Origin of the sequence: Butyricicoccus pullicaecorum, from assembly GCF_002160355.1 — a bacterium.
In the GTDB taxonomy this organism is placed as follows: domain Bacteria; phylum Bacillota; class Clostridia; order Oscillospirales; family Butyricicoccaceae; genus Butyricicoccus; species Butyricicoccus pullicaecorum.
On sequence record NZ_NFKK01000011.1, the window covers coordinates 42,810 to 68,174 of the forward strand.

23 protein-coding genes are annotated in these 25,365 nt (G+C 57.6%); 16 read left to right on the plus strand and 7 right to left on the minus strand.

What is annotated here, in order from left to right; all coding sequences use genetic code 11:
- Nucleotides 1-12 precede the first annotated feature (12 nt).
- Genes B5F17_RS09700 through xdhC form a run of 5 tightly spaced genes read left to right on the plus strand, consistent with a single transcriptional unit; the run spans nt 13 to nt 5,540 of the window.
- On the plus strand, nt 13-1,287 hold the full coding sequence (locus tag B5F17_RS09700; protein WP_087373431.1) for an amidohydrolase family protein: 1,275 nt from the start codon (nt 13-15) through the stop codon (nt 1,285-1,287).
- 16 nt (nt 1,288-1,303) lie between these two features.
- On the plus strand, nt 1,304-1,825 hold the full coding sequence (dcd, locus tag B5F17_RS09705; RefSeq protein WP_016148536.1) for a dCTP deaminase: 522 nt from the start codon (nt 1,304-1,306) through the stop codon (nt 1,823-1,825).
- Nucleotides 1,826-1,871: 46 nt separating this feature from the next.
- Nucleotides 1,872-4,175: a xanthine dehydrogenase subunit XdhA gene (gene xdhA / locus B5F17_RS09710; RefSeq protein ID WP_087373433.1), complete on the plus strand. Its 2,304-nt coding sequence runs from the start codon at nt 1,872-1,874 to the stop codon at nt 4,173-4,175.
- Entirely contained in the window at nt 4,168-5,049 is an 882-nt protein-coding gene (gene xdhB / locus B5F17_RS09715; RefSeq protein WP_087373435.1) for a xanthine dehydrogenase subunit XdhB, read from the plus strand. Before xdhA ends, xdhB begins: the two co-directional genes overlap by 8 nt.
- A 2-nt stretch (nt 5,050-5,051) precedes the next feature.
- A complete protein-coding gene (xdhC, locus tag B5F17_RS09720) occupies nt 5,052-5,540 on the plus strand; it encodes a xanthine dehydrogenase subunit XdhC (protein WP_016148539.1) in 489 nt (162 codons plus the stop codon).
- A 413-nt stretch (nt 5,541-5,953) separates the two neighbouring features.
- Here xdhC and proC read toward each other — a convergent pair whose 3' ends face one another.
- Both proC and truA read right to left on the minus strand, forming a co-directional pair.
- Nucleotides 5,954-6,733 (minus strand): pyrroline-5-carboxylate reductase, encoded by a 780-nt coding sequence (gene proC / locus B5F17_RS09725; protein ID WP_087373437.1) that lies wholly within the window; start codon nt 6,731-6,733, stop codon nt 5,954-5,956.
- Nucleotides 6,730-7,494 carry a tRNA pseudouridine(38-40) synthase TruA gene (gene truA / locus B5F17_RS09730; protein ID WP_087373439.1) on the minus strand — a complete coding sequence of 255 codons (765 nt, stop codon included), beginning with the start codon at nt 7,492-7,494 and terminating at the stop codon, nt 6,730-6,732. Before truA ends, proC begins: the two co-directional genes overlap by 4 nt.
- A 247-nt stretch (nt 7,495-7,741) precedes the next feature.
- Here truA and B5F17_RS09735 point away from each other — a divergent pair, with 247 nt between their 5' ends.
- Genes B5F17_RS09735 through B5F17_RS09745 form a run of 3 tightly spaced genes read left to right on the plus strand, consistent with a single transcriptional unit; the run spans nt 7,742 to nt 9,423 of the window.
- On the plus strand, nt 7,742-8,416 hold the full coding sequence (locus tag B5F17_RS09735; protein WP_087373442.1) for a TlpA family protein disulfide reductase: 675 nt from the start codon (nt 7,742-7,744) through the stop codon (nt 8,414-8,416).
- Complete coding sequence (locus B5F17_RS14965; RefSeq protein WP_016148543.1) at nt 8,403-8,546, plus strand: CD1871A family CXXC motif-containing protein; 144 nt, start codon at nt 8,403-8,405, stop codon at nt 8,544-8,546. The genes B5F17_RS09735 and B5F17_RS14965 overlap by 14 nt, the downstream gene beginning before the upstream one ends.
- Nucleotide 8,547: 1 nt before the next feature.
- Entirely contained in the window at nt 8,548-9,423 is an 876-nt protein-coding gene (locus B5F17_RS09745; RefSeq protein ID WP_087373444.1) for a 4Fe-4S binding protein, read from the plus strand.
- A gap of 41 nt (nt 9,424-9,464) precedes the next feature.
- On the opposite strand, the gene B5F17_RS09750 is transcribed toward B5F17_RS09745, so the two are convergent.
- The 3 genes from B5F17_RS09750 to B5F17_RS09760 form a co-directional block, all read right to left on the minus strand.
- A complete protein-coding gene (locus B5F17_RS09750) occupies nt 9,465-10,514 on the minus strand; it encodes a DUF4179 domain-containing protein (RefSeq protein ID WP_087373446.1) in 1,050 nt (349 codons plus the stop codon).
- Nucleotides 10,492-10,992, minus strand: a complete 501-nt coding sequence (locus B5F17_RS09755) for an RNA polymerase sigma factor (RefSeq protein ID WP_087373447.1) — start codon at nt 10,990-10,992, stop codon at nt 10,492-10,494. The genes B5F17_RS09750 and B5F17_RS09755 overlap by 23 nt, the downstream gene beginning before the upstream one ends.
- A 103-nt stretch (nt 10,993-11,095) precedes the next feature.
- The gene (locus B5F17_RS09760) at nt 11,096-12,535 is read right to left on the minus strand and encodes a nicotinate phosphoribosyltransferase (protein ID WP_087373513.1); all 1,440 of its coding nucleotides are present in this window, start codon (nt 12,533-12,535) and stop codon (nt 11,096-11,098) included.
- Nucleotides 12,536-12,810: 275 nt separating this feature from the next.
- On the opposite strand from B5F17_RS09760, the gene B5F17_RS09765 reads away from it, so the two are divergent.
- The 7 genes from B5F17_RS09765 to argF all read left to right on the plus strand — a co-directional run bounded on the left by B5F17_RS09765 (nt 12,811) and on the right by argF (nt 20,903).
- Nucleotides 12,811-14,061 carry an argininosuccinate synthase gene (locus B5F17_RS09765; RefSeq protein WP_016148548.1) on the plus strand — a complete coding sequence of 417 codons (1,251 nt, stop codon included), beginning with the start codon at nt 12,811-12,813 and terminating at the stop codon, nt 14,059-14,061.
- Nucleotides 14,062-14,154: 93 nt separating this feature from the next.
- Nucleotides 14,155-15,549, plus strand: coding sequence for an argininosuccinate lyase (gene argH, locus B5F17_RS09770; protein WP_087373450.1), 1,395 nt, complete (start codon nt 14,155-14,157; stop codon nt 15,547-15,549).
- Nucleotides 15,549-16,469, plus strand: coding sequence for an N-acetyl-gamma-glutamyl-phosphate reductase (gene argC / locus B5F17_RS09775; protein ID WP_206396719.1), 921 nt, complete (start codon nt 15,549-15,551; stop codon nt 16,467-16,469). Before argH ends, argC begins: the two co-directional genes overlap by 1 nt.
- A gap of 15 nt (nt 16,470-16,484) precedes the next feature.
- Nucleotides 16,485-17,699 carry a bifunctional glutamate N-acetyltransferase/amino-acid acetyltransferase ArgJ gene (argJ, locus tag B5F17_RS09780; protein WP_087373453.1) on the plus strand — a complete coding sequence of 405 codons (1,215 nt, stop codon included), beginning with the start codon at nt 16,485-16,487 and terminating at the stop codon, nt 17,697-17,699.
- Nucleotides 17,700-17,712: 13 nt separating this feature from the next.
- Entirely contained in the window at nt 17,713-18,582 is an 870-nt protein-coding gene (gene argB / locus B5F17_RS09785; protein ID WP_016148552.1) for an acetylglutamate kinase, read from the plus strand.
- A 206-nt stretch (nt 18,583-18,788) separates the two neighbouring features.
- Nucleotides 18,789-19,973, plus strand: coding sequence for an acetylornithine transaminase (locus B5F17_RS09790; protein ID WP_087373455.1), 1,185 nt, complete (start codon nt 18,789-18,791; stop codon nt 19,971-19,973).
- Nucleotides 19,974-19,991: 18 nt separating this feature from the next.
- Entirely contained in the window at nt 19,992-20,903 is a 912-nt protein-coding gene (gene argF / locus B5F17_RS09795) for an ornithine carbamoyltransferase (protein ID WP_087373457.1), read from the plus strand.
- A gap of 103 nt (nt 20,904-21,006) precedes the next feature.
- Here argF and B5F17_RS09800 read toward each other — a convergent pair whose 3' ends face one another.
- Nucleotides 21,007-21,798 carry a class I SAM-dependent methyltransferase gene (locus tag B5F17_RS09800; protein ID WP_087373459.1) on the minus strand — a complete coding sequence of 264 codons (792 nt, stop codon included), beginning with the start codon at nt 21,796-21,798 and terminating at the stop codon, nt 21,007-21,009.
- A gap of 357 nt (nt 21,799-22,155) precedes the next feature.
- Here B5F17_RS09800 and B5F17_RS09805 point away from each other — a divergent pair, with 357 nt between their 5' ends.
- Nucleotides 22,156-23,526, plus strand: a complete 1,371-nt coding sequence (locus tag B5F17_RS09805; protein WP_087373461.1) for an alanine/glycine:cation symporter family protein — start codon at nt 22,156-22,158, stop codon at nt 23,524-23,526.
- 355 nt (nt 23,527-23,881) lie between these two features.
- Here B5F17_RS09805 and B5F17_RS09810 read toward each other — a convergent pair whose 3' ends face one another.
- Nucleotides 23,882-25,273, minus strand: a complete 1,392-nt coding sequence (locus B5F17_RS09810) for a glycine--tRNA ligase (RefSeq protein ID WP_016148556.1) — start codon at nt 25,271-25,273, stop codon at nt 23,882-23,884.
- Between the last annotated feature and the right edge of the window lie 92 nt (nt 25,274-25,365).

The following is a 25,365-nucleotide window of genomic DNA, read 5'->3' on the forward strand; positions in this document are numbered from 1 at the left end:
GGAGGCATATATATGACGAATTCTTTTGTACTCAAGGGCGATATTCTCTGGAGCCGCACCCCGCAGGACATGACCATCTGTGAAAATCAGTATGTGGTCTGCGAAGATGGTGTATGCGCCGGTGTCTTCCCCACCCTGCCCGAACGCTTTGCATCGCTCCCGGTGCACGACTACACCGGAAAGCTCATCATCCCCGGTCTGGTCGACCTGCACGCGCACGCGCCGCAGTATGCGTTCCGCTCGCTCGGCATGGATCTCGAACTGCTGGACTGGCTGGACACCCAGACCTTCCCGCAGGAAGCGCGCTATGCCGACCCGGACTATGCACGCCGTGCGTACACGCTGTTTGTCGACGATCTGCGCCGCAGCTCGACCACCCGCGCCGTGCTGTTTGGCACGCTGCACGTCGATGCGACCCTGACCCTCATGGGTCTGCTCGAGGACAGCGGTCTGATCACCCGTGTGGGCAAGGTCAACATGGACCGCAACAGTCCGGATTGTCTGCGCGAGGAGAGTGCCGCGGCGTCACTCGCTGCGACCCGTCAATGGCTGGACGGCTGCCGGGACTTCACCCGCTCCCGTCCCATCCTGACCCCGCGCTTTATCCCGAGCTGCTCGGACGCGCTCATGGAAGGTCTGCGCGACCTTCAGCGCGAAACCGGCCTGCCCGTGCAGTCCCATCTGTCGGAAAACCAGGGCGAAATCGCCTGGGTATCCGAACTGTGCCCGGATTCGACCGGCTACGGCGATGCCTATGACCGCTTCGGTCTGTTCGGCGGCGACGGCTGCCCGGCCATCATGGCGCACTGCGTCTGGTCGGATGAAGCAGAGCGGGCACGGATGAAGCAAAACGGCGTGTTTGTCGCGCACTGTCCCCAGTCCAACGTCAACCTGTCCTCGGGCATCGCACCCGTACGCGCCTTCTTAAACGAAGGGCTGTCGGTTGGTCTGGGCTCGGACATCGCAGGCGGTGTCCACCTGTCCATGCTGCGCGCCATCGCAGACACCATCCAGGTATCCAAGCTGCGCTGGCGGCTCCAGGATGCTTCTCTCGCCCCCATCACCCTGCCCGAAGCCTTCTATCTGGCCACCCGCGGCGGCGGCGCATTCTTCGGCAAGGTCGGTGCATTCGAATCCGGTTTTGAATTCGACGCACTCGTTCTGGACGACGCAATGCTGCCCTGTCCGTTCGACCTGTCCCCGCTGGAGTGCCTGACCCGCGTGGTCTATCTCGCAGACGACCGCGCCGTCACGCACAAGTATGTTTCGGGCCGTAAACTTATGTGAAAGGAACCTTTTTCCCATGATTTTATCCGGCAAGGAAATCGAAAAGCATCTTGGCAAGGAGATCGTCATTGAACCCTACGATCCCAGCCGCTTAAACCCCAACAGCTACAATCTGTCGCTGGCAAACGAGCTTTTGGTCTACGAGCACGACGTTCTGGACATGAAGACCCCCAACCCGACCCGCCATCTGACCATTCCCGAAGAAGGTCTGGTGCTTGAACCCGGCCGTCTGTACCTCGGACGCACCAACGAGTTCACCCGCACCGACGGCTTTGTCCCCATGCTCGAGGGTCGTTCTTCGACCGGCCGTCTGGGTCTGTTCATCCATGTCACCGCCGGTTTCGGCGACGTCGGCTTTGCCGGTTACTGGACGCTGGAAATCTTCTGCGTTCAGCCCATCCGCATCTATCCCAATGTAGAAATCTGTCAGATTTATTATCACGACATTCATGGTGAGTACGAACCCTACAAGAGCGGCAAGTATCAGAACAATATGGGCATTCAGCCCAGCCTGCTCTACAAGGATTTCGAGAAATAACCGTCCGCCGCGCACAGCACGGCGGGTATAAAGGAGGGAATCTCTTATGGCAGTTGGTCAGAGTATCCCACGCGTAGATGCGTTCGCAAAGGTCACCGGAGAGGCAAAGTACACCGCCGATCTGGTCCCCGCGAACCCCTACGTCGCGAAGATCGTGCGTGCACCGGTCGCAAGCGGCTGGGTGCGCGGCTTTGATCTCACCAAGGCGCAGGCCGTCCCCGGCGTTGTGCGTATTTTCACCTGTTTCGACGTGCCCGACATTCAGTTCCCGACCGCCGGACACCCCTGGTCGACCGTTCCGTCCCATCAGGACATCTGCGACCGCAAGCTGCTCAACGCGCATATCCGCGTGTGGGGTGATGAGATTGCGGTTGTGGTTGCCCGTGACCGTGTAAGCGCCGAGCGCGCCGCGCGGCTGGTCAAGGCAGATATTGAAGCCTTGCCCGCACTGTCCACGCCCGATGAGGCGATGGCACCCGGTGCGCCCTGTCTGCACGAGGAAAAGCCCGGCAATGTGGTGGTGCACTCCCAGTTTCATCTGGGAGACGGCACCTTTGATGAGGCTGCCGCGACACCCGGCGCGGTCGTCGTGTCCGGGCATTACAGCGTGCCCGCTGTGCAGCACTGTCACATGGAGCCCGTGCACTCGTTCGCGTACATGGAAGGACAGAAAATCACGGTGGTCAGCTCCACCCAGATTCCCCACATTGTGCGCCGCGTGTGCGGTCAGGCGCTGGGCATTCCCTGGTCGCGTGTGCGCGTCATCAAGCCCTACATGGGCGGCGGCTTCGGCAACAAGCAGGACGTTCTGGTCGAACCCCTGGCCGCATGGCTGACCACCCAGCTCGGCGGCCACGCGGTCAATATCGAGCTCAGCCGCGAGGAAGTGCTGGGCTGCACCCGCACCCGCCACGCCTTTGACTGGGACGTGCAGGCGGTCGCAAGCCCGGACGGCACGCTGCTCGCGCGTACCTACTGCGCCAAGTCCAATCAGGGCGGCTACGCTTCGCACGGTCATGCGATTGCTGCCAATGCGGCGAATGTTTTCAAGCAGTGCTACCGCGACCGCATGTCGCTCGACTCCGAGAGCTACACGGTCTATACCAACCGTCCAACTGCCGGTGCCATGCGCGGCTACGGCATTCCGCAGGGCTGCTTCATCACCGAGGCGCTGACCGATGACCTGGCTTACGCGCTCGGTATGGACCCGCTGGAATTCCGCCTCAAAAACTGCGTGCAGGCCGGATACGTAGACCCGCACAACGGCATCACCATGCACGCTTACGGTCTGGATCAGGTGCTGGAAAAAGGCCGTGCGGCGATTGATTGGGACGCAAAGCGCCGTCTGTACCAGAACCAGACCGGCGACCGCCGCCGCGGCGTGGGCATGGCGCTCTTCACCTACAAATCCAACGTCTATCCCATCTCGCTCGAGACCGCTTCCTGCCGCATGATGCTGCACGAAGATGGCCGCGTGACCGTGCAGATGGGTGCGACCGAGATCGGACAGGGTGCGGACACCGTGTTCACCCAGATGGCAGCCGAGTCCATCGGGCTGCCGGTCGATGCCATCGACATCCAGACCGTGCAGGACACTGACGTTTCCCCCTTTGACACCGGCGCTTACGCCTCCCGTCAGACTTACGTCAGCGGTATGGCGTGCAAGATGACTGGCGAGAGTCTGCGCAGTAAAATTTTGGACTATGCCGCAGGTATGCTGGAGCGTTCGGCTGAGGGTCTGACCATCACAGACGGTCAGATTGTGGACGAAACCGGTCAAACCGTGCTGACCGTTGCCGATGTGGGCATGGAAAGCTGTTACAGCCTGACAAACAGCCGCCACCTGACGGCGGAAGAGACCTATCACTGCGAGCAGAACACCTTCGCCACCGGCGCATGCTTCGCCGAAATCGAGGTCGACCTTGCACTCGGTCAGATTCACGTCCTGCGCCTTGTCAATGTGCATGACAGCGGACGGCTCATCAATCCCAAGCTCGCCGAGGCACAGGTGCACGGCGGTATGAGCATGGGTCTGGGCTACGCACTGAGCGAAGAGATGCTCTTTGACGATGCCTGCAAACCGCTCAACGCAAACTTGCTCGACTACAAGATCCCGACCGCGATGGATACCCCCAAACTAGAGGCACTCTTTGTCGAGGTGGACGACCCGACCGGCCCGTATGGCAACAAGGCGCTCGGCGAGCCGCCTGCCATCCCGGTCGCACCGGCCATCCGCAATGCGCTGCTTCACGCGACCGGTGTGTCGGTGCATTCGCTGCCGCTCACCCCGCAAAAACTCATCGAGCACTTCCGTGCCGCCGGACTGTTAGGAGGCGAAGACCATGTTTGACATCAAACGGCTGTACCCTGCCAAAGATTTGAACGATGCGCTGCGCGCACTGGCAGACGACCCGGAAAGTATGGTCATCGCGGGCGGCACCGACGTCCTTATCCGTGTGCGTGAGGGCAAGGCCGCCGGGGCTTCGCTCGTGTCCATCCACGAACTGCCCGAGCTGACCGGCGTGCGCATGGAAGCAGACGGGTCGATCGTTATCGGCGCGTGCACGAGCTTTGCCCGCATCACGGCTGACCCCATCATTGAGGAGTTTGTGCCGTATCTGGGTGAGGCGGTCGATCAGGTCGGCGGTCCGCAGACCCGCGAGGCGGGTACCATTGGCGGCAACCTGTGCAACGGCGCGACGAGTGCCGACTCTGCCCCCATGCTGCTCGCACTGAACGCAGAATTGACCCTGCAAAGTGCTGCCGGCAAGCGTGTGGTACCGGTGACCAACTTCCACACCGGTCCGGGACGCACCGTGCGCAATCGGGATGAAATTTTGACCGAAATCCGCATTTTCCCGGCTGATTTTCAGGGATTCGGCGGTCAGTACATCAAATACGGCAAGCGTGCCGCGATGGAGATTGCAACGCTCGGCTGTGCAGCACTCGTAAAGCCTGCCACCGACCAGCGCACGGTCGCCGATCTTCGACTGGCCTACGGCGTGGCAGCTCCCACGCCCATCCGCTGTACCGAAGCAGAGACACTCGCACACGGCGAAGTGCTCACCGACGCGCTGCTCGATGAGATCGCTCGCACCGCTGCCGCACACGCTTCGCCGCGCTCGAGCTGGCGCGCCAGCCGCGAATTCCGTTTGCAGCTCATCACCGAACTTGCCAGACGTGCCATCCGCAGCGCCTGGACCCGTGCAGGAGGTGTGTTCTAATCATGCGCAATCTCATTTCTTTGACCGTCAACGGCGTGCCGACCACGGTTGCCGTAGAAGACGGTGAAGCCCTGCTCGATACCCTGCGCGACCGTCTGGGTCTGACCAGTGTCAAGCGCGGGTGCGAAGTCGGCGAGTGCGGCGCGTGCACTGTGCTCATCGACGGAAAAGCTGTCGATTCCTGCCTGTATCTCACGGTTTGGGCTGAGGGTAAGTCGATCTTGACTGTGGAGGGTCTGCGCAAGGCCGACGGTACACTGTCCCCGATTCAACAGGCATTCATCGACGAATGCGCCGTGCAATGTGGATTTTGTACCCCAGGTCTGATTCTGTCTGCACTTGAAATTGTGATGAGTGGGAAGGAATATACCCGAGAGGAATTGCGCAAACGCATTTCCGGGCATTTGTGTCGGTGTACAGGATATGAAAATATTCTGAATGCGGTGGAAAAAGCGATTCAAATGAGCCGCTCTGCACCGCAGCCCAAATAAAGCTTTCGCTCAAGCCTTTCTCGAAAGGCTTGCGGGTTCTCAGGGCAGCGCCCTGAGTCGGACTCCGCAGAGTCCGAAACTCCCCTTTTGATTCCGGTCAAAAGACCGGAATCAACCAAAACCAAAAATAAAAGCGCGACCCGCAGGTCGCGCAATCTCTTGGAAAGGCCGTCCAAAAGGGACGGTCTTTCCTTTTTGTTTGCTTTGATTGAAACCCGGGTCGGACACCGGGTTTCAAGAGAGATTTCGCCATCTGCGGATGGCGACCAGGTTCCACCTGGACGGGCCAGCCTACGCGGCTGGATCGCGCCGGGCCTCAGGCCCGGACCCGTTTATCGCCCACTCGTTTTATTCGCGCTCGGCGCGAGAACAAGGATAGTGACCTACGGGCTTTGGGCGGGATTCCGTTTCCTTTACTTGCCCTCAATCGCGTCGATTGCGTCGATGACCGCTGAGCGGAAGCCATGGTGCTCGAGTGCGCTCACGCCCTTAATCGTCGTACCACCCGGCGAGCAGACTGCGTCCTTCATCGCGCCCGGATGGGTACCGGTCTCGACGTGCATCTTACCCGTTCCGCACAATGCCTGACCTGCCAGACGATACGCGAGCGCACGCGGCAAGCCGTGCTTAACGCCTGCATCACCCAGCGCTTCCAAGAACATACTGATGAACGCAGGCGAGCAGCCAGCAACCGTACCTGCAACGCTCAAAAGATGGCTCTCGACCGGCTGAATGAGTGCCGACTTCGAGAAGAGCTGCTCAAAGGCGGCAAACTCGTCCGCAGTCAGGCTATGAGTCTGCTCACAAACAATGATACCCTCGCCGACCGAGATCGGGGTATTCGGGATGGTGCACAGCACGTGCAGGTCGTCGCCCATGAGCTCGTTGAACTTATCATACGTATAGCCTGCTGCAACCGAAATAATGATCTTATCGGTCAGCAGATCGTGCAGCGCGGGTACGACCTTGGGAATCATATAGGGCTTGATAGCGATAACCACCAGATCGACCTGCTCAATCATTTCCTCTGCCGAATGGCAGGGCACCATGCCGCTCGGCTGGGTGTTGCGGCACAGCTTTTCCCAATCCTTCGCACAGGCGTAAATATTCTGCGGTGCGATAGACTCGGTCAGCAGCAATCCCTTTGCCATCGCCTGTGCCATATTGCCAAAGCCTAAAAATCCGATCTTCATACGGTTTTACCTTCCTTTCCGGTTGCATCATAGTATACTTCGTCTAAAATCAGGCCGTGCGGCGGCATGGTAATACCGGCGTTTGCGCGGTCTAAACTGTCCAGAATCGCGGTCATTTCCTGTGCGTTTCGCTTACCCTGTCCGACCTCGACCAGCGTACCTGCCAAAATACGCACCATATTCTGTAAAAATCCGGTGCCCTCAAAGGTCAGGCGCACCTCGTCGCCCAGTCGTTCCACCCGTGCCGTGTGCAGTGTGCGCACGGTGGACTTCTTCATCTTTTTATTGCCGCAGAACGCCTTAAAATCATGCGTTCCGATGAGCAGATCGGCGGCGTGCTGCATCTCTACGGTGTCCAGCTTCTGTTCCATCCGGCACAGGTATTTGCGCTCGAACACGTTGGGCGTGTCGCTGTTCCAGATGCGGTATACATACCGCTTGCCGGTCGCGTTTAGTCGAGCGTGGAATCGGTCGTCTGCCTCTTCGCATGCCGTGACCGCAATGTCCTCGGGCAGATAGCGGTTCAAATATGCACGGATGTCATCCGGGGTGCGGTCGGTGTTAATTTTGAAGTGCGCGACCTGCGCCCGGGCATGTACACCCGCGTCGGTGCGTCCCGCGCCGTGAATCTCAACCTTATGTCCGGTCATCTCACTCAGCACGGCCTCGATCTTGCCTTGGATGCTCTGTCCGTTGCCGATGCGCTGCCAGCCCTGATACCGACTGCCGTCATAGCTGACGGTAATGCGGAAATTTCGCATATTGGGGGTTTCTCTCCTTTCCCCTCGTTTGGTCTATTGTCTTATTATAGCACATGGGCTGCCAAAAGCGCAGTCCCTGCTCGGATATTTCCCGTTTTCTCATTTTACATAACTTTTTAGTCTCCATTTCTTCACTTTCTTTGCATTCTTACAAATTTTCTGTCGTTATGTGACTTAGTCTCTTCCCTTTGCAGGTCAGATATGATATAGTCGAAGTAATACTTTCCACGCAAAAGGAGGACTTTTCATGAAGAAATCCCTCATCCTGCTGCTGGCGCTGCTGATGCTTTCGGGCTGCGGCAACTCGGCAGGCACAACACCGAACACAGACTCGTCTGCACCGAGTTCCAGTCAGACCGATGACGCCCAATCGAACGACAGCGCAGCGTCGGAATCCTCAGACGACAGCACGGCATCGGAATCCTCGGACGACAGCGCCGAGACCTTCCAGCTGACCTTTACCGCAAAGGATCTGGACGGCAACGAGGTCGATCAATCGGTATTTGCAAATGCGAAGCTGACCATGATGAATATTTGGGCAACCTTCTGCGGCCCGTGCATCAACGAGATGCCCGAACTGGGTGAACTGGCTGCCGAAGGCGGCACAGACTACCAGATTATCGGCGTGTGCGCCGACCTCAACGGCACCGAAGACATGCTGGAAGATGCCAAGGAGATCGTCTCCCAGACCAAGGCAAACTATCTGCACCTCCAGCCCGCGGAAGATCTGTACCCGGTTCTGACCGCTTCGTCCTCGGTTCCCGTGACCTTCTTCTTTGACAGCGAGGGCAAGCTGGTCGGCAAGGGCATTCTCGGTGCACAGGACAAGGATACTTGGTCGCAGGTCATCTCCGAGCGTCTGGAAATGGTCAAGGCCGACGAAACGACTTCTGCGGAGGACAGCACCAATGACGCGGCGTAAGGCATGGATTGCACCCGCGCTGCTGCTCGTGGGCATCGGCATGATGATTTACGGCGCAATGGACGGCGAGGCGGAAATCGTGCTGCGCAAGGCGGCGACCATCTGTCTGGAATGTATCGGGGTGGGCTGACATGAAACATCTTCGTTTGATCGTTCAGGCCTGCTTTGCCGCACTGACCAACGGCTATGTGCGCGGTTTTGTAGAGCGCAAGATTTACTCAGGACCGCTCAAGCAGCTGTGCGTTCCCGGACTCAACTGCTATTCCTGTCCGGGTGCGCTCGGTGCCTGTCCCATCGGGGCCTTACAGGCCGTTTTAGGCAGCCGCGGACGACAGTTTTCCTTCTACGCAATCGGTTTTCTAGTTGCAGTCGGTGCGCTGTGCGGCCGCTTTGTGTGCGGCTGGCTGTGTCCGTTCGGCTTATTTCAGGAGCTTGTGCACAAAATTCCCTTCCCGAAAAAGCTCAAAAAACTGCCCGGCGACAAGTTTCTGCGCACGCTCAAGTATATCGTGCTGGTCCTGTTCGTCGTGATTCTGCCGCTGACCGTGGTGAATATCGTGGGCATTGGCGACCCGTGGTTCTGCAAGTATATCTGTCCGTCCGGTATGCTGCTCGGCGGCATCCCGCTGACCATTCTGGACGAGGGCATCCGCTCGGCAGCCGGCATGCTGTTTGCATGGAAATTCTTCATTCTGGCCGTCGTGATTCTTTTGAGCATTGTGGTCTACCGGCCGTTCTGCCGCTATCTGTGCCCGCTCGGTGCGATTTACGGTCTGTTTAACCCGGTCGCGCTTTTGCGGTACGAGGTCGATTCGGACAAGTGTATCGACTGCGGCAAGTGCAAACAAAGCTGTCCGATGGACATTGACCTGCACAAAGAACCCGGCAGCAAGCTGTGTGTGCGCTGCGGCAAGTGCAAGAAGAACTGTCCGACCGGGGCAATCTATAATCCGGTGCTGACGGCGATGCACAAGCACGCGGGACATAGCAAAAATCCGTCTGTTTAATTGCAAAACAAGACCGCTCCAAGTTAGGAGTGGTCTTTTTGTCATTTCAGCGGAATTTCCACGTTATTTACTTTCACCTTGGCGACCTTCGCCGGGTCGATCAGGATTTTATCCCAATCTGCGGTCTGATAATCGTGGTAGATCACCGTCGTGCCCGCGTCCTCGTCGCACTGGCTTCCAGCTCCGCCCCATTGCGGGTTTTCATAGAGCACATTGCCGTCTGCGTCATATACCGTCAGTGCGCACATGAGGCAGTTTCCATCCTTTGCACGGTTTTCCGCGTGGTGATGCAGCACACTGCCGCCCGAAATGCTCACTTTCACACCGAACGGCGAGACCGTGATCTCGTCCAGCGTCGCCGTACCGCCCAGATATTCGACCGGTTTGTTCACCGCATATGTGGTGTCCGCGGTCGGATAGTCCAGCTTGACGTCCTCAAACTTCCAGACGTGATCGGTCATCAGGATTTCGTCATAGCGGTCGGTTTCCGCATTCCAGTCCAGACGATAGACCGAATCGATGGTCAGATCGACCGTCTTGCCCTGCAAGCTCTGCGGCTCTGCCCGGCTGTCGGGCGCGACATTCATGTGCCAGACAAAGTGCAGCGTATCGCCGTCCGGCCCGTCATAGGGCGGCGCGTCATTGATGCCGCCGCCAATGGTCGCCCGGCTGCCGTCCGGGAAGGTCATATCATAATCTCCGAACCGATAGGGTTGGTTGGGGTCTGCGCCCTCGGGTACGGTCAGTTCCACGCCGATATACAGCATGTTCTCGCTTCCCACGCAGTCGGTCAGCGTGACCGTCCAGCCGTCCGCCGTCTGTGTGCGTCCGAGATCGGTCTTGTATGCCTCGTAGACCGGCTGGGATTCATTGGTCCATAAATGCTGCAAGGTATCGTGCAGGACGGCTGCGCCCGCTGTCGCAGCCAGCACGACACAGGCTGCCACGGCAAGCACGACGGCACGACGCTTTCTGCCGTATTTTTTCACGGTTTGCGGTCCGCTCTGCGCGTGCAGGCGGTCGATCAGCTGCTGCTTGCTCTGCGCACTCAGCCGTACCTTGTCCAGTTCATCCCGATATTGTCTGTTCATTCGGCTCACCTCCTAATTGTTTGCGCAGCTTCTGTTTGGCACGGGTCAGATGGGTGGAGACCAGATTGGGCGGCAATCCCAACAGTTTCGCGATCTCCCCGACCGCATAGCCCTCATAATAGTGCAGATAAATCACCTTTCGATATTTGAGCGGCAGACTCTGCACGGCGCGCAGCACGGTATCGTCTCCTGGTTCGGGCAGCTCGACCGTGAGCGCTGCGCCCTCGTCCAATCCGACCGTGCGGCGAAACCACGCGCTGCGCTTGATGTCCTTGCACACATTGATGGTCACGCGCAGCACCCAAGCACGCTCGGCTTCCGGGCTGTCGTCCGGACAGTCATGCGTCATCAGCCGCAGCAGCACGGTCTGGCATACGTCCTGCGCATCGTGCACGTTGCCAAACCAGGTATAGCCGATGCGCGTAATCCGGTCGGCATAGGTATGCACCAGAAATTCGATCCTGTCAACAGACTGCATCTGCTCACCCCCTTTCACCTATCAAACGAAATCGCCCTGCGCATTCCGTCAAGTGCGCACAAAAAAAGGACGCAGCCTTTTGCGCTGCGTCCCAATCTTATATTTACTGTACGGCTTCGAGCAGAGCGTTCTTGACGCGCCAGAGCTTGGTCGAGTAATCGACGTAATAGGTCTGGGGATTCTCGAAGCGGCGAATCTGCTCCCAGAGCGTCTCGATCTGGTCGTGGCAATACTGGCGAACCTCTTCGACCGGCGGGCATTCATAAACGCACTCGCCCTTGTCAAAGAGCTGCACCTGCAAGGGCTTGACCACGTAATCGGTGACGATCTTCTTCTTCCAGGTGTGGATGGGATGGAACAGCATGTAGGGCTGCTCCTCGTTGATGACCTCATCGCGCAGCGTGAGCACATCGCCCAGCGCCTTGCCGGTCAGCTTATCAAAGAATCGGTAAGCCTGCTTAAAGTGCGGGGTGGTGATCTTCTCGACGTTCTCGGACACCTTGATCTTGGGAATGATCTCGCCCTTTTCGTCCTCAACGGCAACCAGCTTATAGACACCGCCGAAGACCGGCTCGGACTTGGAGGTGATCAGGCGCTCACCGATGCCGAAGGAGTCGATCTGTGCGCCCTGACTGAGCAGGTCGCGTACCAGATACTCGTCGAGCGAGTTGGATGCCATGATCTGCATATCCGAGTATCCCGCCTCGTCCAGCATCTCACGTGCCTTGATGGACAGGTAAGCGATATCGCCCGAGTCCAGACGGATGCCCTTGGGACGGATGCCCATCGGTGCCAGCACCTCGTTTGCCACGCGGATGGCGTTGGGCACGCCCGACTTGAGTACATTATAGGTATCAACCAAAAAGACGCAGTTGTCCGGGTAGATCTCGGCGTAAGCCTTGAACGCCTCATACTCGGAATCAAACATCTGTACCCACGAGTGTGCCATGGTGCCGCCTGCCGGGATGCGGAAGTCACGGTCAGCGATGACGCAGGCCGTGCCCTGACAGCCGCCGATGTAGGCTGCGCGTGCGCCGTAGACCGCGCCGTCGTAGCCCTGTGCACGGCGCGAACCGAACTCGAGCACGGTACGGCCCTGCGCTGCACGGGTGATGCGGCTGGCCTTGGTGGCGATGAGCGTCTGGTGGTTGATGGTCAGCAGAATCATGGTTTCGACAAACTGTGCCTGTACCATGGGGCCTGCAACGGTTACAATGGGCTCACCCGGGAAGATCGGGGTGCCTTCGGGAATGGCCCATACGTCGCACTCGAACTTGAAGTCCTTGAGATAGTCGAGGAACGCCTCAGAGAAGCATCCGCGGCCGCGGAGGTACTCAATATCCTCCTCGGTAAAGTGCAGATTCTTGAAATAATCTACCAGCTGCTCGACACCGGCCATGACGGCATAGCCGCCGCCGTCCGGTACCCGGCGGAAAAACATATCAAAGTATGCGCGCCGGTTTCCCATGCCCTTTTCGAAGTATCCGTTGGCCATGGTGAACTCATAAAAATCGGTCAGCATGGTCAGGTTCTTATTACTCATCATAGCGTTTTACCTCTTGTTTATAAAGAGGCGTCCTCACCCGGGACGCCTGACAGAATCGAATATACTGCTATTTTAGCCCTATCCGGTCAAAATAGCAAGAGATTTGTTGTCTTTTCAGCGGAATTTCGTGCCTCATTTTTTCTGCCATTCATGCACAGTTTGTATATTTATACGCTATCTAAAATATTTATAAAATTTTTCTTGCATTCTCAAAGTTACAGGTGTATAATAAGCCCATCGAAAAAAACACGTGATTCCGGAGGGGATTTCAAATGGAAAAGAAATATAACAAAGTTGTTTTAGCATATTCGGGCGGCCTTGACACCTCGGTTCTGATTCCGTGGCTCAAGGAGCACTACGGCTGTGAGGTTATCGCAGTTTCCGGCAACGTCGGTCAGGGCACCGAGCTGGACGGTCTTGAGGAAAAGGCACTCAAGACCGGCGCTTCCAAGCTGTACATCGAAGACCTGAACAAGGAATTTGTGGACGACTTCATCATCCCGACCATGCAGGCTGGCGCAACCTACGAGCAGTACCTGCTCGGCACCTCCTTTGCAAGACCGATCATTGCAAAGCGCATCGTTGAGATCGCACTGAAGGAAGGCGCAGACGCGATCTGCCATGGCTGCACCGGTAAGGGCAACGATCAGGTACGTTTCGAGCTGGCCATCAAGGCATTCGCTCCGCACATGGACGTTATCGCTCCCTGGAGATTCTGGGAACTCAACAGCCGTGAGAAGGAGATCGAGTACGCTGAAAAGCACAACATCCCGCTCAAGATCAATAAGGAGACCAACTACTCCAAGGACAAGAACCTGTGGCACCTGTCCCACGAGGGCCTCGACCTCGAAGATCCGGCAAACGAAGCTCCCATCAACAAGCCCGGTTTCCTCGAGCTCGGCGTTTCTCCCGAGCAGGCTCCCGACGTTCCGACCTACGTCACCATCCACTTTGAAAAGGGCGTTCCGACCGCTGTCAACGGCGAGGAAATGGATTCGGTTACCCTCATCCAGACCCTCAACAAGCTCGGCGGCGAGAACGGCTGCGGCATCCTGGACATCGTCGAGAACAGACTGGTCGGCATGAAGTCCAGAGGCGTTTATGAAACCCCGGGCGGTGCGGTTCTGTACGCTGCACATCAGAAGCTCGAGGAGATCACCCTCGACAAGGAGACCCAGCACTACAAGCAGCAGTTGGCTCTCAAGTTTGCCGATCTGGTTTACAACGGCCAGTGGTACACCCCCCTGCGTAAGGCAATGAGCGCGTTCGTCACCTCCACTCAGGAGACCGTTACCGGCGACGTCAAGCTCAAGCTGTACAAGGGCAACATCATCCCCGCATCGGTCACCTCTCCGTACTCGCTGTACTCCGAGGATATCGCAACCTTCGGCGAGGATCATTCCTACAATCAGGCCGATTCCGCAGGCTTCATCAACCTCTTCGGTCTGCCGCTCAAGGTTCGTGCCATGAACGACCTGGCTCTTCAGGAAAAGACCGGCGCTGGCTTCCCCTCTGTGGAATAAATTTGACAAAGAAACGGATGGGGCGAGGCAACTCGCCCCGTTCTTCCGTCCTACCACTTTATCACTCTATCACGAAACGAGGACTTTACAGATATGGCTAAAATGTGGGCCGGCCGGTTCCAGAAGGAAACCGACGCCGTCGTCAACGACTTTAACTCCTCCGTTATGTTCGACTGCCGGATGTATGCCGAGGATATTCAGGGCTCGATCGCACACGCGACCATGCTCGGCCGTCAGGGCATTATCCCTCAGGACGATGTACAGAAGATCATCGAGGGCCTTCAGGGCATCCTTGCCGATATTGAAGCGGGCAAGATCCACTTTTCGCCCGAACTCTACGAAGATATCCACATGGCAAACGAGCAGCTCCTGACCGAGCGCATCGGCGACGCGGGCAAGCGTCTGCACACCGCACGCTCGAGAAACGATCAGGTCGCGCTCGACATGCGTCTGTATGTCCGCCGTGAAATCAAGGAGATTCGCGCACTGGTGCTGGGCTTCATGCACGCGCTGTGCGAGGTCGCTGCCAAGCACACCGAGACCGTTATGCCCGGCTACACCCATCTCCAGCGTGCGCAGCCCATCACCTTCGCCCATCACCTCATGGCTTACACCAATATGTTAAAGCGTGACGTGCGCCGTCTGGACGACTGCCTGTCCGGCATGGACGCGCTCCCGCTCGGCTCGGGTGCACTGGCCGGCACGACCTACCCCATCGACCGCGCATTTGTCGCCGAGCAGCTGGGCTTCTCGGCCGTCATGGACAACTCGCTCGACGGCGTATCCGACCGCGACTACTGCATCGAGCTGTGCGCCGACCTGTCCATCCTGATGATGCACCTGTCCCGTCTGTCCGAGGAAGTCATCGCGTGGTGCTCGTGGGAATTTAAGTTCATCGAGCTGGACGACGCTTATTCCACCGGCTCGTCCATCATGCCCCAGAAGAAAAACCCGGACATCTGTGAACTCATCCGCGGCAAGACCGGCCGCGTATACGGTGCGCTGACCACCCTGCTGACCTTCATGAAGGCCATCCCGCTCGCATACAACAAGGATATGCAGGAAGACAAGGAAGCCACCTTTGACGCCATCGACACGGTCAAGAACTGCCTGCGCGTCATCGCGCCCATGTTCCGCACCATGACCGTACTGACCGAAAACATGAAGAACGCAGCAAAGCGCGGCTTTATCAACGCGACCGACTGTGCCGACTACCTGACCAAGAAGGGTATGCCCTTCCGCGATGCCTACAAGGCAACCGGTACGCTGGTGCACTACTGCATCGAGCATAACAAGACGCTCGATACCCTGTCTCTCGACGAGTACAAGGCAGTGACCCCCATGTTCGAGGACGACGTATACCACGCAATCGACCTGTCGACCTGCGTGCGCGAGCGCCGCTCGATCGGCGGCCCGGCGCCCGATGAGGTTGCACGTCAGCTCAAGGTCATCGAGGACTTTCTCGCGGCTCAGGGAGGCGAAAACTGATGCGCCCCAAAATTTACATCGACGGCAAGGAAGGCACGACCGGCCTGCAAATCTATGAGCGTCTGGGCGCGCGTGACGACCTCGAGCTGCTGCTGATCGACGAAGAGAAACGCAAAGATACCGAAGAACGCCGCAAGTTCTTGAATGCAGCCGATATCGTGTTCCTGTGCCTGCCCGATGCGGCGGCACGGGAGGCCGTCTCCCTGATCGAAAACGATCACACCCGCGTCATTGACGCATCCACCGCACACCGCACGGCAGACGGCTGGGCATACGGTTTCCCCGAGCTGTCGGACGATCACCGCGCAGCTATTCAGACTTCCACCCGTGTGGCAAACCCCGGCTGTCATGCCACCGGCTTTATCGCCTCGGTCTATCCGCTGGTCGCCCACGGCGTGCTGTCCGCGACCGACGCGCTCACCTGCTTCTCGCTCACCGGCTACTCGGGCGGCGGCAAGAAGATGATCGCATCCTACGAGGCCGAGGACAAGACAAACGACCTGTACGCACCCCGCGTGTACGGTCTCAACCTCCAGCACAAGCACCTGCCCGAAATGCAGAAGGTGTGCGGTCTGGCAACGCCTCCGGTCTTCTGTCCGGTGGTCGACGATTACTACAAGGGCATGGCCACCACGGTCATGCTGCCCGACCACAATGTGCACATTGTATGGCAGGCGCTCAGCGCACACTATGCCGATCAGAAGATGGTCAAGGTCGCACCGCTCGGTGAAGGTGCTCCCATGATCTCGGCCAACACCTTTTCTGGCCGCGACAGTCTGACCCTGTACGTGCACGGTCACCGCTCGCAGACCATCGTTACCGCACTGTTCGACAACCTCGGCAAGGGTGCGTCGGGTGCGGCCGTTCAAAATATGAATCTCATGCTCGGTCTGGACGAGACCACCGGGCTTACCCTGTAAGGAGGCTTTTCCCTCATGTATGAAATCATCTCGGGCGGCGTAACCGCTGCACAGGGATTCTCTGCCGGCGCGACGCGCTGCGGCATCAAGGCTTCGTCCCAGAAGGACGACACCGCGATTATCTTCTCGGAAATCCCCTGCACCGCTGCCGCTGTCTATACCAAAAACCGCGTCAAGGCTTCGCCCATTCAGGTCACCCGTGACCATCTGGCAAACCAGGTCGCACAGGCGGTCATCGTAAACTCAGGCAACGCCAACGCCTGCGCGCCCGACGGCATGGAAAATGCTCAGCGCGAAGCCGCTGCCTGCGCAAAGCTGCTGAACATCCCGGAAAACGACGTCATCGTCTGCTCGACCGGCGTCATCGGTCAGCGTATCAACATCGAGTGCATCGAGGAAAACCTGCACACCATCACGCTGACCCCGGACGGCTCGGACGCGGCGGCAAACGCCATCATGACCACCGACACCGTTCCCAAGACCATCGCGGTATCGTTCACCGCCGGCGGCAAGACCTGCCATCTGGGCGGTATCTGCAAGGGCTCGGGTATGATTCACCCCAACATGGGTACCATGCTGTGCTTCATCACCACCGACTGCGCAGTCGACGGTGATCTGCTGCAAGCCATGCTGCTCAAGGCTGTCCAGAAGTCCTTTAACCGCGTCTCGGTCGACGGTGACACCTCGACCAACGACACTTGCTGCATTCTGGCCAACGGTATGGCCGGAAACGACAAGATCGCAGACGCTTCCAGCGCAGACGGTCAGGCATTCTACGAGGCACTCGAGGCAGTCTGCATCACGCTCGCACGCAAGATCGCGTCGGACGGCGAGGGCGCTTCTCGCCTGATTACCTGCACGGTCTCGGGCGCTCCCGACGAGGACACTGCGGAAGGTCTTGCCAAGGCTGTGTGCAAGTCCTCGCTCGTCAAGGCTGCTATGTTCGGCGCCGACGCAAACTGGGGCCGTATCCTGTGCGCGATGGGCTATTCGGGTGAGAAATTCGATCCCGAAACCGTTGACGTATCCTTCTCTTCCAAGGCTGGTGCGGTCGCTGTGTGCAAGGCTGGCCGTGCGCTCGACTTTGACGAAGAGATTGCAAAGAAGGTTCTGCTCGAGGACGAGGTCTTAATCGACGTTACCCTGCACGCTGGTGACGCTTCGGTCACCGCTTGGGGCTGCGATCTGACCTACGATTACGTCAAAATCAACGGCGATTACCGTACCTAAGGAGAATACAGCGATGAATCATCTTGATCCGGCTACCAGCGCAAACGTGCTGGTCGAAGCCCTTCCCTACATTCAGGAATATTACGGTCAGACGGTTGTCGTCAAGTACGGCGGCAACGCCATGATTAACGAAGAACTCAAGGACGCGGTCATTCACGACATCGTTCTGCTCTCACTCGTCGGCGTGCGCGTGGTTGTCGTTCACGGCGGCGGCCCCGAGATCTCGGAAATGCTCAAAAAAATCGGCAAGGAATCCCGCTTTGTCAACGGTCTGCGCTACACCGACCGCGAAACCATGGACATCGTTCAGATGATCCTGTGCGGCAAGGTCAACAAAGACCTTGTCACCCTGCTCGAGCATGCTGGCGGTCAGGGCATCGGTCTGGGCGGTATGGACGGCGGCATGTTCCGCGCCAAGCGCATGACCGATGAGGAAGGCACCGATTACGGCTATGTCGGCGACATCGTTGAGGTCAATCCCCAGCCGGTCATCGACGTGCTGGCACGCGGCTACATCCCGGTCGTGTCCACCGTTGCACAGGGCATCGACGACGACACCAACTACAACATCAACGCCGATACCGCAGCAGCAAAGCTCGCCATCGCGCTGGGCGCAAAGAAGCTCATTCTGCTGACCGACGTGCGCGGCCTGCTGCGTGACCCCAAGGACGAAAGCACCCTGCTGACCCGTCTGAAGGTCTCCGAAGTCCCGGCTCTCATCCGCGACGGCGTCATCTCGGGCGGCATGATCCCCAAGGTCGATTGCTGCGTCGAGGCCATCCGTAAGGGCGTCGAACGCGCAAACATTCAGGACGGCCGCGTCAAGCACTCCATCTTGATCGAATTGCTCAGCGACGACGGCGTCGGCACCATGTTTATCTAAACGGATTCCCGCCCGCAGGCGACAAGCGGGTCCGGGTCTGCGACCCGGCGCAGTCCAGGCGCGCAGCCTGGTCGCCGTCCGCAGACGGCGAAACTCCTTCTTGATTTTTTCGATCTTCCACGAGAAAAAATCAACTAAATTGTCGTTCTCTTCCCAATCATCCCCAGAACGACCTCACCCATCTCTCACAATAGAAGGGATCATCTATGACTTATCAGGAACTCAAATCAGAAGAACAGCAATACGTCATGCAGACCTATGGCCGCTTCCCCATCGCACTTGACCACGGTCAGGGCGCACAGCTCTGGGACGTCGAGGGCAAGCGCTATATCGACCTGGCATCTGGCATCGGCGTAAACTGCTTAGGCTATAATCACCCCGTCCTCACCCACGCCATCGAGGAACAGATTCACAAGCTCATGCACGTGTCCAACCTGTTCACCACCGCACCCATGGTGCAGACCGCAAAGACACTGGTCGAGGCAACCGGCATGGGCAAGGTCTTCTTCGCAAACTCGGGCGCAGAGGCCAACGAGGGCGCCATCAAGCTCGCACGTAAATACAGCTACGACAAGTACGGCAAGGGCCGCAGCAAGATCATCACCCTTTGGAACTCCTTCCATGGCCGTACAGTGACCACGCTGAAGGCAACCGGTCAGACCCGCTTCCACGACTACTTCTTCCCCTTCACCGAGGGCTTTGACTACGCAACCGCAGGCGATCTGGACGACCTCAAATCCAAGATCGACGACTCGACCTGCGCTGTTATGTTCGAGCTCATTCAGGGTGAGGGCGGCGTGCTCCCGCAGGACCCGGCCTTTGTACAGGCTGTCCGTGAGCTGTGCACCGAGAAGGATCTGCTGCTCATCGTGGACGAAGTGCAGACCGGCATCGGCCGTACCGGCTCGCTGTTCTGCTTCCAGCAGTACGGCATCCTGCCCGATGTCGTGACCATGGCCAAGGGTCTGGGCGGCGGCGTGCCGATCGGCGCGGTCATGGCAGCGAAGAACTGCTGCGATGTGCTGACTCCGGGCACCCATGCGACCACCTTCGGCGGTACCCCGACCGTCTGCGCCGCTGCAAACGCTGTACTCTCCATCGTAAACGACGAGAAATTCCTCGCGGAAGTCCGCGAAAAGGGCGAATACCTCAAAAATGCCATCCTGTCGCTTGGCTCTCCCGCCATCCACGGCGTGCGCGGCAAGGGTCTGATGCTCGGCATCATCGTCGATGAGGGTCAGCACAGCGTCTTCGCAAACAAGCTCATCGAGCACGGCGTACTCGTCATCACGGCAGGCAAAAACGCTGTCCGCCTGCTGCCGCCGCTCACCATCACCTATGAGGAGCTCGACGAGGCCATCGCCATCATGAAAACCGTATTTTGTGACTGATAGAAAGGATATTGCACCATGAAACACCTGCTCAAGCTGCTCGATCTGTCCTCTGAGGAGATCGTTTCCATCCTCGACCTGGCAGACCAGCTCAAATACGAGAAGAAGAACAACATCCCGCACCGCCTGCTCGAAGGCAAGTCTCTGGGCATGATCTTCCAGAAGTCCTCCACCCGTACCCGTGTTTCCTTTGAGACCGGTATGTATCAGCTCGGCGGTCAGGCGCTGTTCCTGTCCTCCCGTGACCTGCAGATCGGCCGCGGCGAACCCGTTCAGGACACCGCTCGCGTTCTGTCCCGCTACCTCGACGGCATCATGATCCGTACCTTCGCACAGAAGGAAGTCGAGGACCTCGCAGAGTACGGCTCCATCCCGATCATCAACGGTCTGACCGACTTCTGTCATCCCTGCCAGGTTCTGGCCGACCTCATGACCATCCGCGAGAAGTACGCCTCGCTCGACGGCATCCAGCTGACCTACATCGGCGACGGCAACAACATGGCAAACTCCCTCATCGTCGGCGGCCTCAAGACCGGCATGAAGGTTCACATCGCCTGCCCCGAGGGCTATCAGCCCGACCCGACCGTGCTCGAGTTCGCCAAGGGCAACCCCAACTTCATGCTCACCACCGACCCGATGGAGGCTGCTGCAAACGCCGACGTCGTCTACACTGACACCTGGGCTTCTATGGGTCAGGAGGCCGAGAAGGAAGCACGCGCCAAGGCGTTCCAGGGCTATCAGGTCAACGATACCCTCATGGCTGCCGCACACGAGGACGCTATGGTTCAGCACTGTCTGCCCGCTTACCGCGGTCAGGAGATCACCGACGAGGTCTTCGAAGCACACGCAGACGAGCTGTTCGAAGAGGCAGAAAACAGACTGCACGCACAGAAGGCCGTTATGGTCAAGCTCATGGGCGGCGAGCAGTAAGCCTTCTGTTCTACCCCGGCTTATCTTTTACAAAAAATACAAGGAGCGTCTGCTGCAATCACGCAGCGGACGCTCCCTTTTTTATCCTAAAATCAGTGGTATTCTATTTTCGGAAGATATCCAGCGCATGGCTGGTCAAACCCATGAAATCCGGCCGCTCACAGGTTGCAAAGTGATAGTTCAGGTACAGCGCAAAGGTCTGCGCATCCATGCGGTCAATTGCCTCGCGTAAAAGCAGCGCACAACCATCGGAGGCAACATAGTGCAGGCGCGTTGTGGGGAAAACTTCCATCAGCCGGTCAACATCCTCTTTGCGCACCAGCTCAAACAGATCTTTTGGCTGCGAGGTCGCTGCAAACGTCTGCCCGTCGAGCAGGCCATCGCGGATATAATCGGCTACACTGATGTTTTCCCGGTTGAAGCCCTCGTCGATCAGACAGCCGTCCGAGATGACATAGGCCGCAAAAATCACGCCGCCCGGGCGCGTGACACGAATGGCCTCGCGCAGCGCCTGCCGCTGGTCGTCCTGGCTGTACAGATGATATAACGGCCCCAAGAGCAAGGTGATGTCATACTGTTCATCGGCAAAGGCCGACAGATCCAGCGCATTTCCCTGCACGATGGTGATCTGCTCGCCCGGCTGCGTATTCTGCCGGAAGCGGTCAATGTTGTGCTGTACAAGCTCGACCGCGTCCACCGCATACCCCTGACGCGCCAGTGCATGCGCATATCGTCCGGTACCGGTGCCGATCTCAAGCACCCGGTCGCCCGGCTTGATATACCGCTCGATGTATCGCATCGTGGTCAAAAACTCTACCTGACCGTGCTGCGGTGTCAGTCGATTGTCCTCATCATATTGATTATAAAAATCAATAATATACCGATTGGTTTCCATGTCACACCTCGCTTTTCGATTTTGTACCATTATACCATTCCGGGTCATTGGCCGCAAGGCGCGCATCCTATCACCAAAATTTTTAAAATCCAGGCCGCAAAACAGTTTAATTTTTTCGCTCGTGACTTAATTTTTCCGGCATGTTCCGAAAATTTTCCTGTTTTTATATTATAAATCAGAAATTTTTATTGTTGGCTTTGTCATTTTTCCTACCCTTGCAACCGAAAACCCGTATTTTTTGCTTATTTTCCGCTGTTTTCTCCAAAACACAGCTCTTTGTGCTATAATAATAAGCGTTGTGTGTAAGAAAAAAAGAGCGGCGGTGCCGCTGAAACAAAAGGAAGGGTAATTTCAGTCATGTTAGAAAACGCGATCTCTTGGCTGCGCGACTTCATCTGGGGTGTCCCGATGATCGTGCTGCTCTTCGGAACGCATCTGTTTTTGACGTTCCGTCTCAAGTTCATCCAACGGCACACATTCCGTGCCGTCAAATTATCTACCCAGTCCGATGACGGCGCGCACGGCGATATCTCGCAGTTCGGCGCGCTGGCAACCGCGCTCGCGGCGACCATCGGCACGGGCAACATCATTGGTGTCTCGACCGCAATCGCACTCGGCGGCCCCGGCGCGGTGTTCTGGTGCTGGATGACCGGCGTGTTCGGTATCTCCACCAAGTACGCAGAATCGCTCCTGTCGGTTAAGTACCGCGTCCGCCTCAAGGATGGCTCGATGGCCGGCGGCCCGATGTACACCATCGAACGCGGTCTGGGTATCAAGTGGCTGGCTGTCCTGTTCGCCGTTTTTGCCGTTCTGGCAACCTTCGGCGCTGGCTGCACCGTGCAGTCTCACGCAATCACCGATGTCATTCGTACTTCGTTCGGTGTCAATCCGGCGATCTCGGGTATCGTTGTTACCATTCTGACTGCTGTCGTTATTCTGGGCGGCGTTAAGCAGATTTCCCGCGTGTGCGAAAAGCTCGTGCCCTTTATGGCGCTGTTCTACATCATCGGCTGCGCGGTCATCCTGTTCTTAAACCGTGCTTTCCTGCTGCCTGCACTCGGCACCATCGTCACCTCGGCTTTCTCGCTCAAGTCCATCACCGGTGGTTTTCTGGGCTCGGCTATGATGATTGCCTGCAAGTATGGTGTCGCACGCGGTCTGTTCTCCAATGAATCCGGTCTGGGTACGGCTCCCATCGCTGCCGCTTCCGCACAGACCAAAAACCCCGTCCGTCAGGCGCTGGTCTCCATGACTGGTACGTTCTGGGACACGGTTATCGTATGTGCTATCACCGGTATCGTCATCGTATCCACTCAGCTGCGTCTGCCTGAACTGTATGTGAATGTCAAGGATGATGCGCTGACGCAGATTGCATTCTCTCAGCTCCCCTACGTTGGCAGCTACGTTCTGGCGATTGCGCTGTCCATCTTCGCATTTACCACCATTCTGGGCTGGTCGTACTACGGCGAGCGCTGCGTCACCTACCTGTTTGGCGCAAAGCGCGTTATGATTTATCGTATCGTTTTCCTCGTTGTCCTGTTCTACGGTGCGATTGCCGATCTTGGTATTATCTGGACTTTCTCCGACCTGATGAATGGCCTGATGGCATTCCCCAATCTGGTGTCTATCCTGCTGCTGTCCGGTGTCATCGTCAAGGAAACCAAGCATTATCTGTGGGATAAGCACCTAGATGAACATGCACCCCCGGCTCCTGTGGTCGACGAGTGAGTTTAATTCCCGCCCGCAGGCGATAAGCGGGTCCGGGTCTGCGACCCGGCGCGATCCAGCCGCGCAGGCTGGCCGCGCTCCGCAGAGCGCGGAATCCCCTTTGATTCCCGGTGTTCGCCCCGGGAATCAACCAAAACAAACACAAGAAAAAGACCGTCCTCTCGGACGGTCTTTTTAGAGATTGCGCACTCTGCGGAGTGCGCTTTATTTTTTCCTTTTTGTTGATTTTCGCAAACGCGAAAATCAAATAGGGGATTCCGCGGCTTGCGAGCCGCGTCTCAGGGCTCTGCCCTGAGAACCCGCAGCCTTTCGAGAAAGGCTGGCGAAAGCTTCCACATTGGGTGCGGTGCTGATCTTAGAATGCGATCTTCTTTGCCAGGTAGTGTACCAGATCGTCGATCTTCACGCGCTCCTGCTCCATGGTATCACGATCACGAACGGTGACGCAGCCATCCTGCTCGGTCTCAAAGTCAACCGTGATGCAGTACGGGGTACCGATCTCGTCCTCACGGCGGTAACGCTTACCGATGGAACCAGCATCATCAAAGTCTACATTGAACTTCTTGGACAGCTTCTCCCATACCGGCATTGCCTGCTCGGTCAGCTTTTTGGACAGCGGCAGAACAGCAGCCTTGAACGGTGCCAGAGCCGGATGCAGACGCAGTACGGTGCGCACGTCGTCCTTACCGTTCTTATCCTGACCAACAACTTCCTCGTCGTATGCGTCGCACAGGAATGCCAGTGCAACACGGTCAGCACCCAGAGACGGCTCGATAACGTACGGAATGTACTTCTCGTTTGCTTCCTGATCGAAGTATTCCATCGATACGCCCGAAGTCTTCTGATGCTGGGTCAGGTCGAAATCGGTACGGTCTGCGATGCCCCACAGCTCGCCCCAGCCGAACGGGAACAGGAACTCGATATCGGTGGTTGCGTTGGAGTAGTGCGACAGCTCCTCCGGGTCGTGGTCACGCAGACGCAGGTTCTCGTCCTTCATGCCCAGCGACAGCAGCCAGTTGTGGCATGCGTCCTTCCAGTACTTGAACCACTCCAGATCAGTGCCCGGCTTGCAGAAGAACTCGAGCTCCATCTGCTCAAACTCACGGGTACGGAAAGTGAAGTTACCCGGGGTGATCTCGTTACGGAACGACTTACCAACCTGACCAACACCGAAGGGAATCTTCTTACGGGTGGTACGCTGGATATTCTGGAAGTTAACGAAAATACCCTGCGCGGTCTCGGGACGCAGGAAGATCTCGTTCTTTGCGTTCTCGGTGACACCCTGGAAGGTCTTAAACATCAGGTTGAACTGACGGATATCGGTGAAGTTGTGACCGCCGCAGTTCGGGCATGCGATCTGATGCTCATTAATATATGCCATCATCTGCTCGTTCGACCAGCCTGCCGGATTCTCACCGGTGGTCTCCTCGATCAGCTGGTCAGCACGGTGACGGGTCTTGCAGTCCTTGCAGTCCATCAGCGGGTCGGAAAAACCGCCGACATGACCGGATGCAACCCAGGTCGTCGGGTTCATCAGGATGGCAGAATCCAGACCGACGTTGTACGGGGACTCCTGCACAAACTTCTTGCGCCATGCTGCCTTGACATTGTTCTTAAACTCAACACCAAGCGGGCCGTAGTCCCAGGTGTTCGCAAGGCCGCCGTAAATCTCCGAGCCGGCGTACACAAAACCGCGACCCTTGCACAGGGCAACGATTTTTTCCATGGTCTTTTCGCTGTTCTTCATTTTTTGTTGTTCTCCTTTCGGCGTATATGGCGTATACACACATAGATTTAAGAGTATATACAGTTAGTCTACCAGTTTACCCGGTAAAGTCA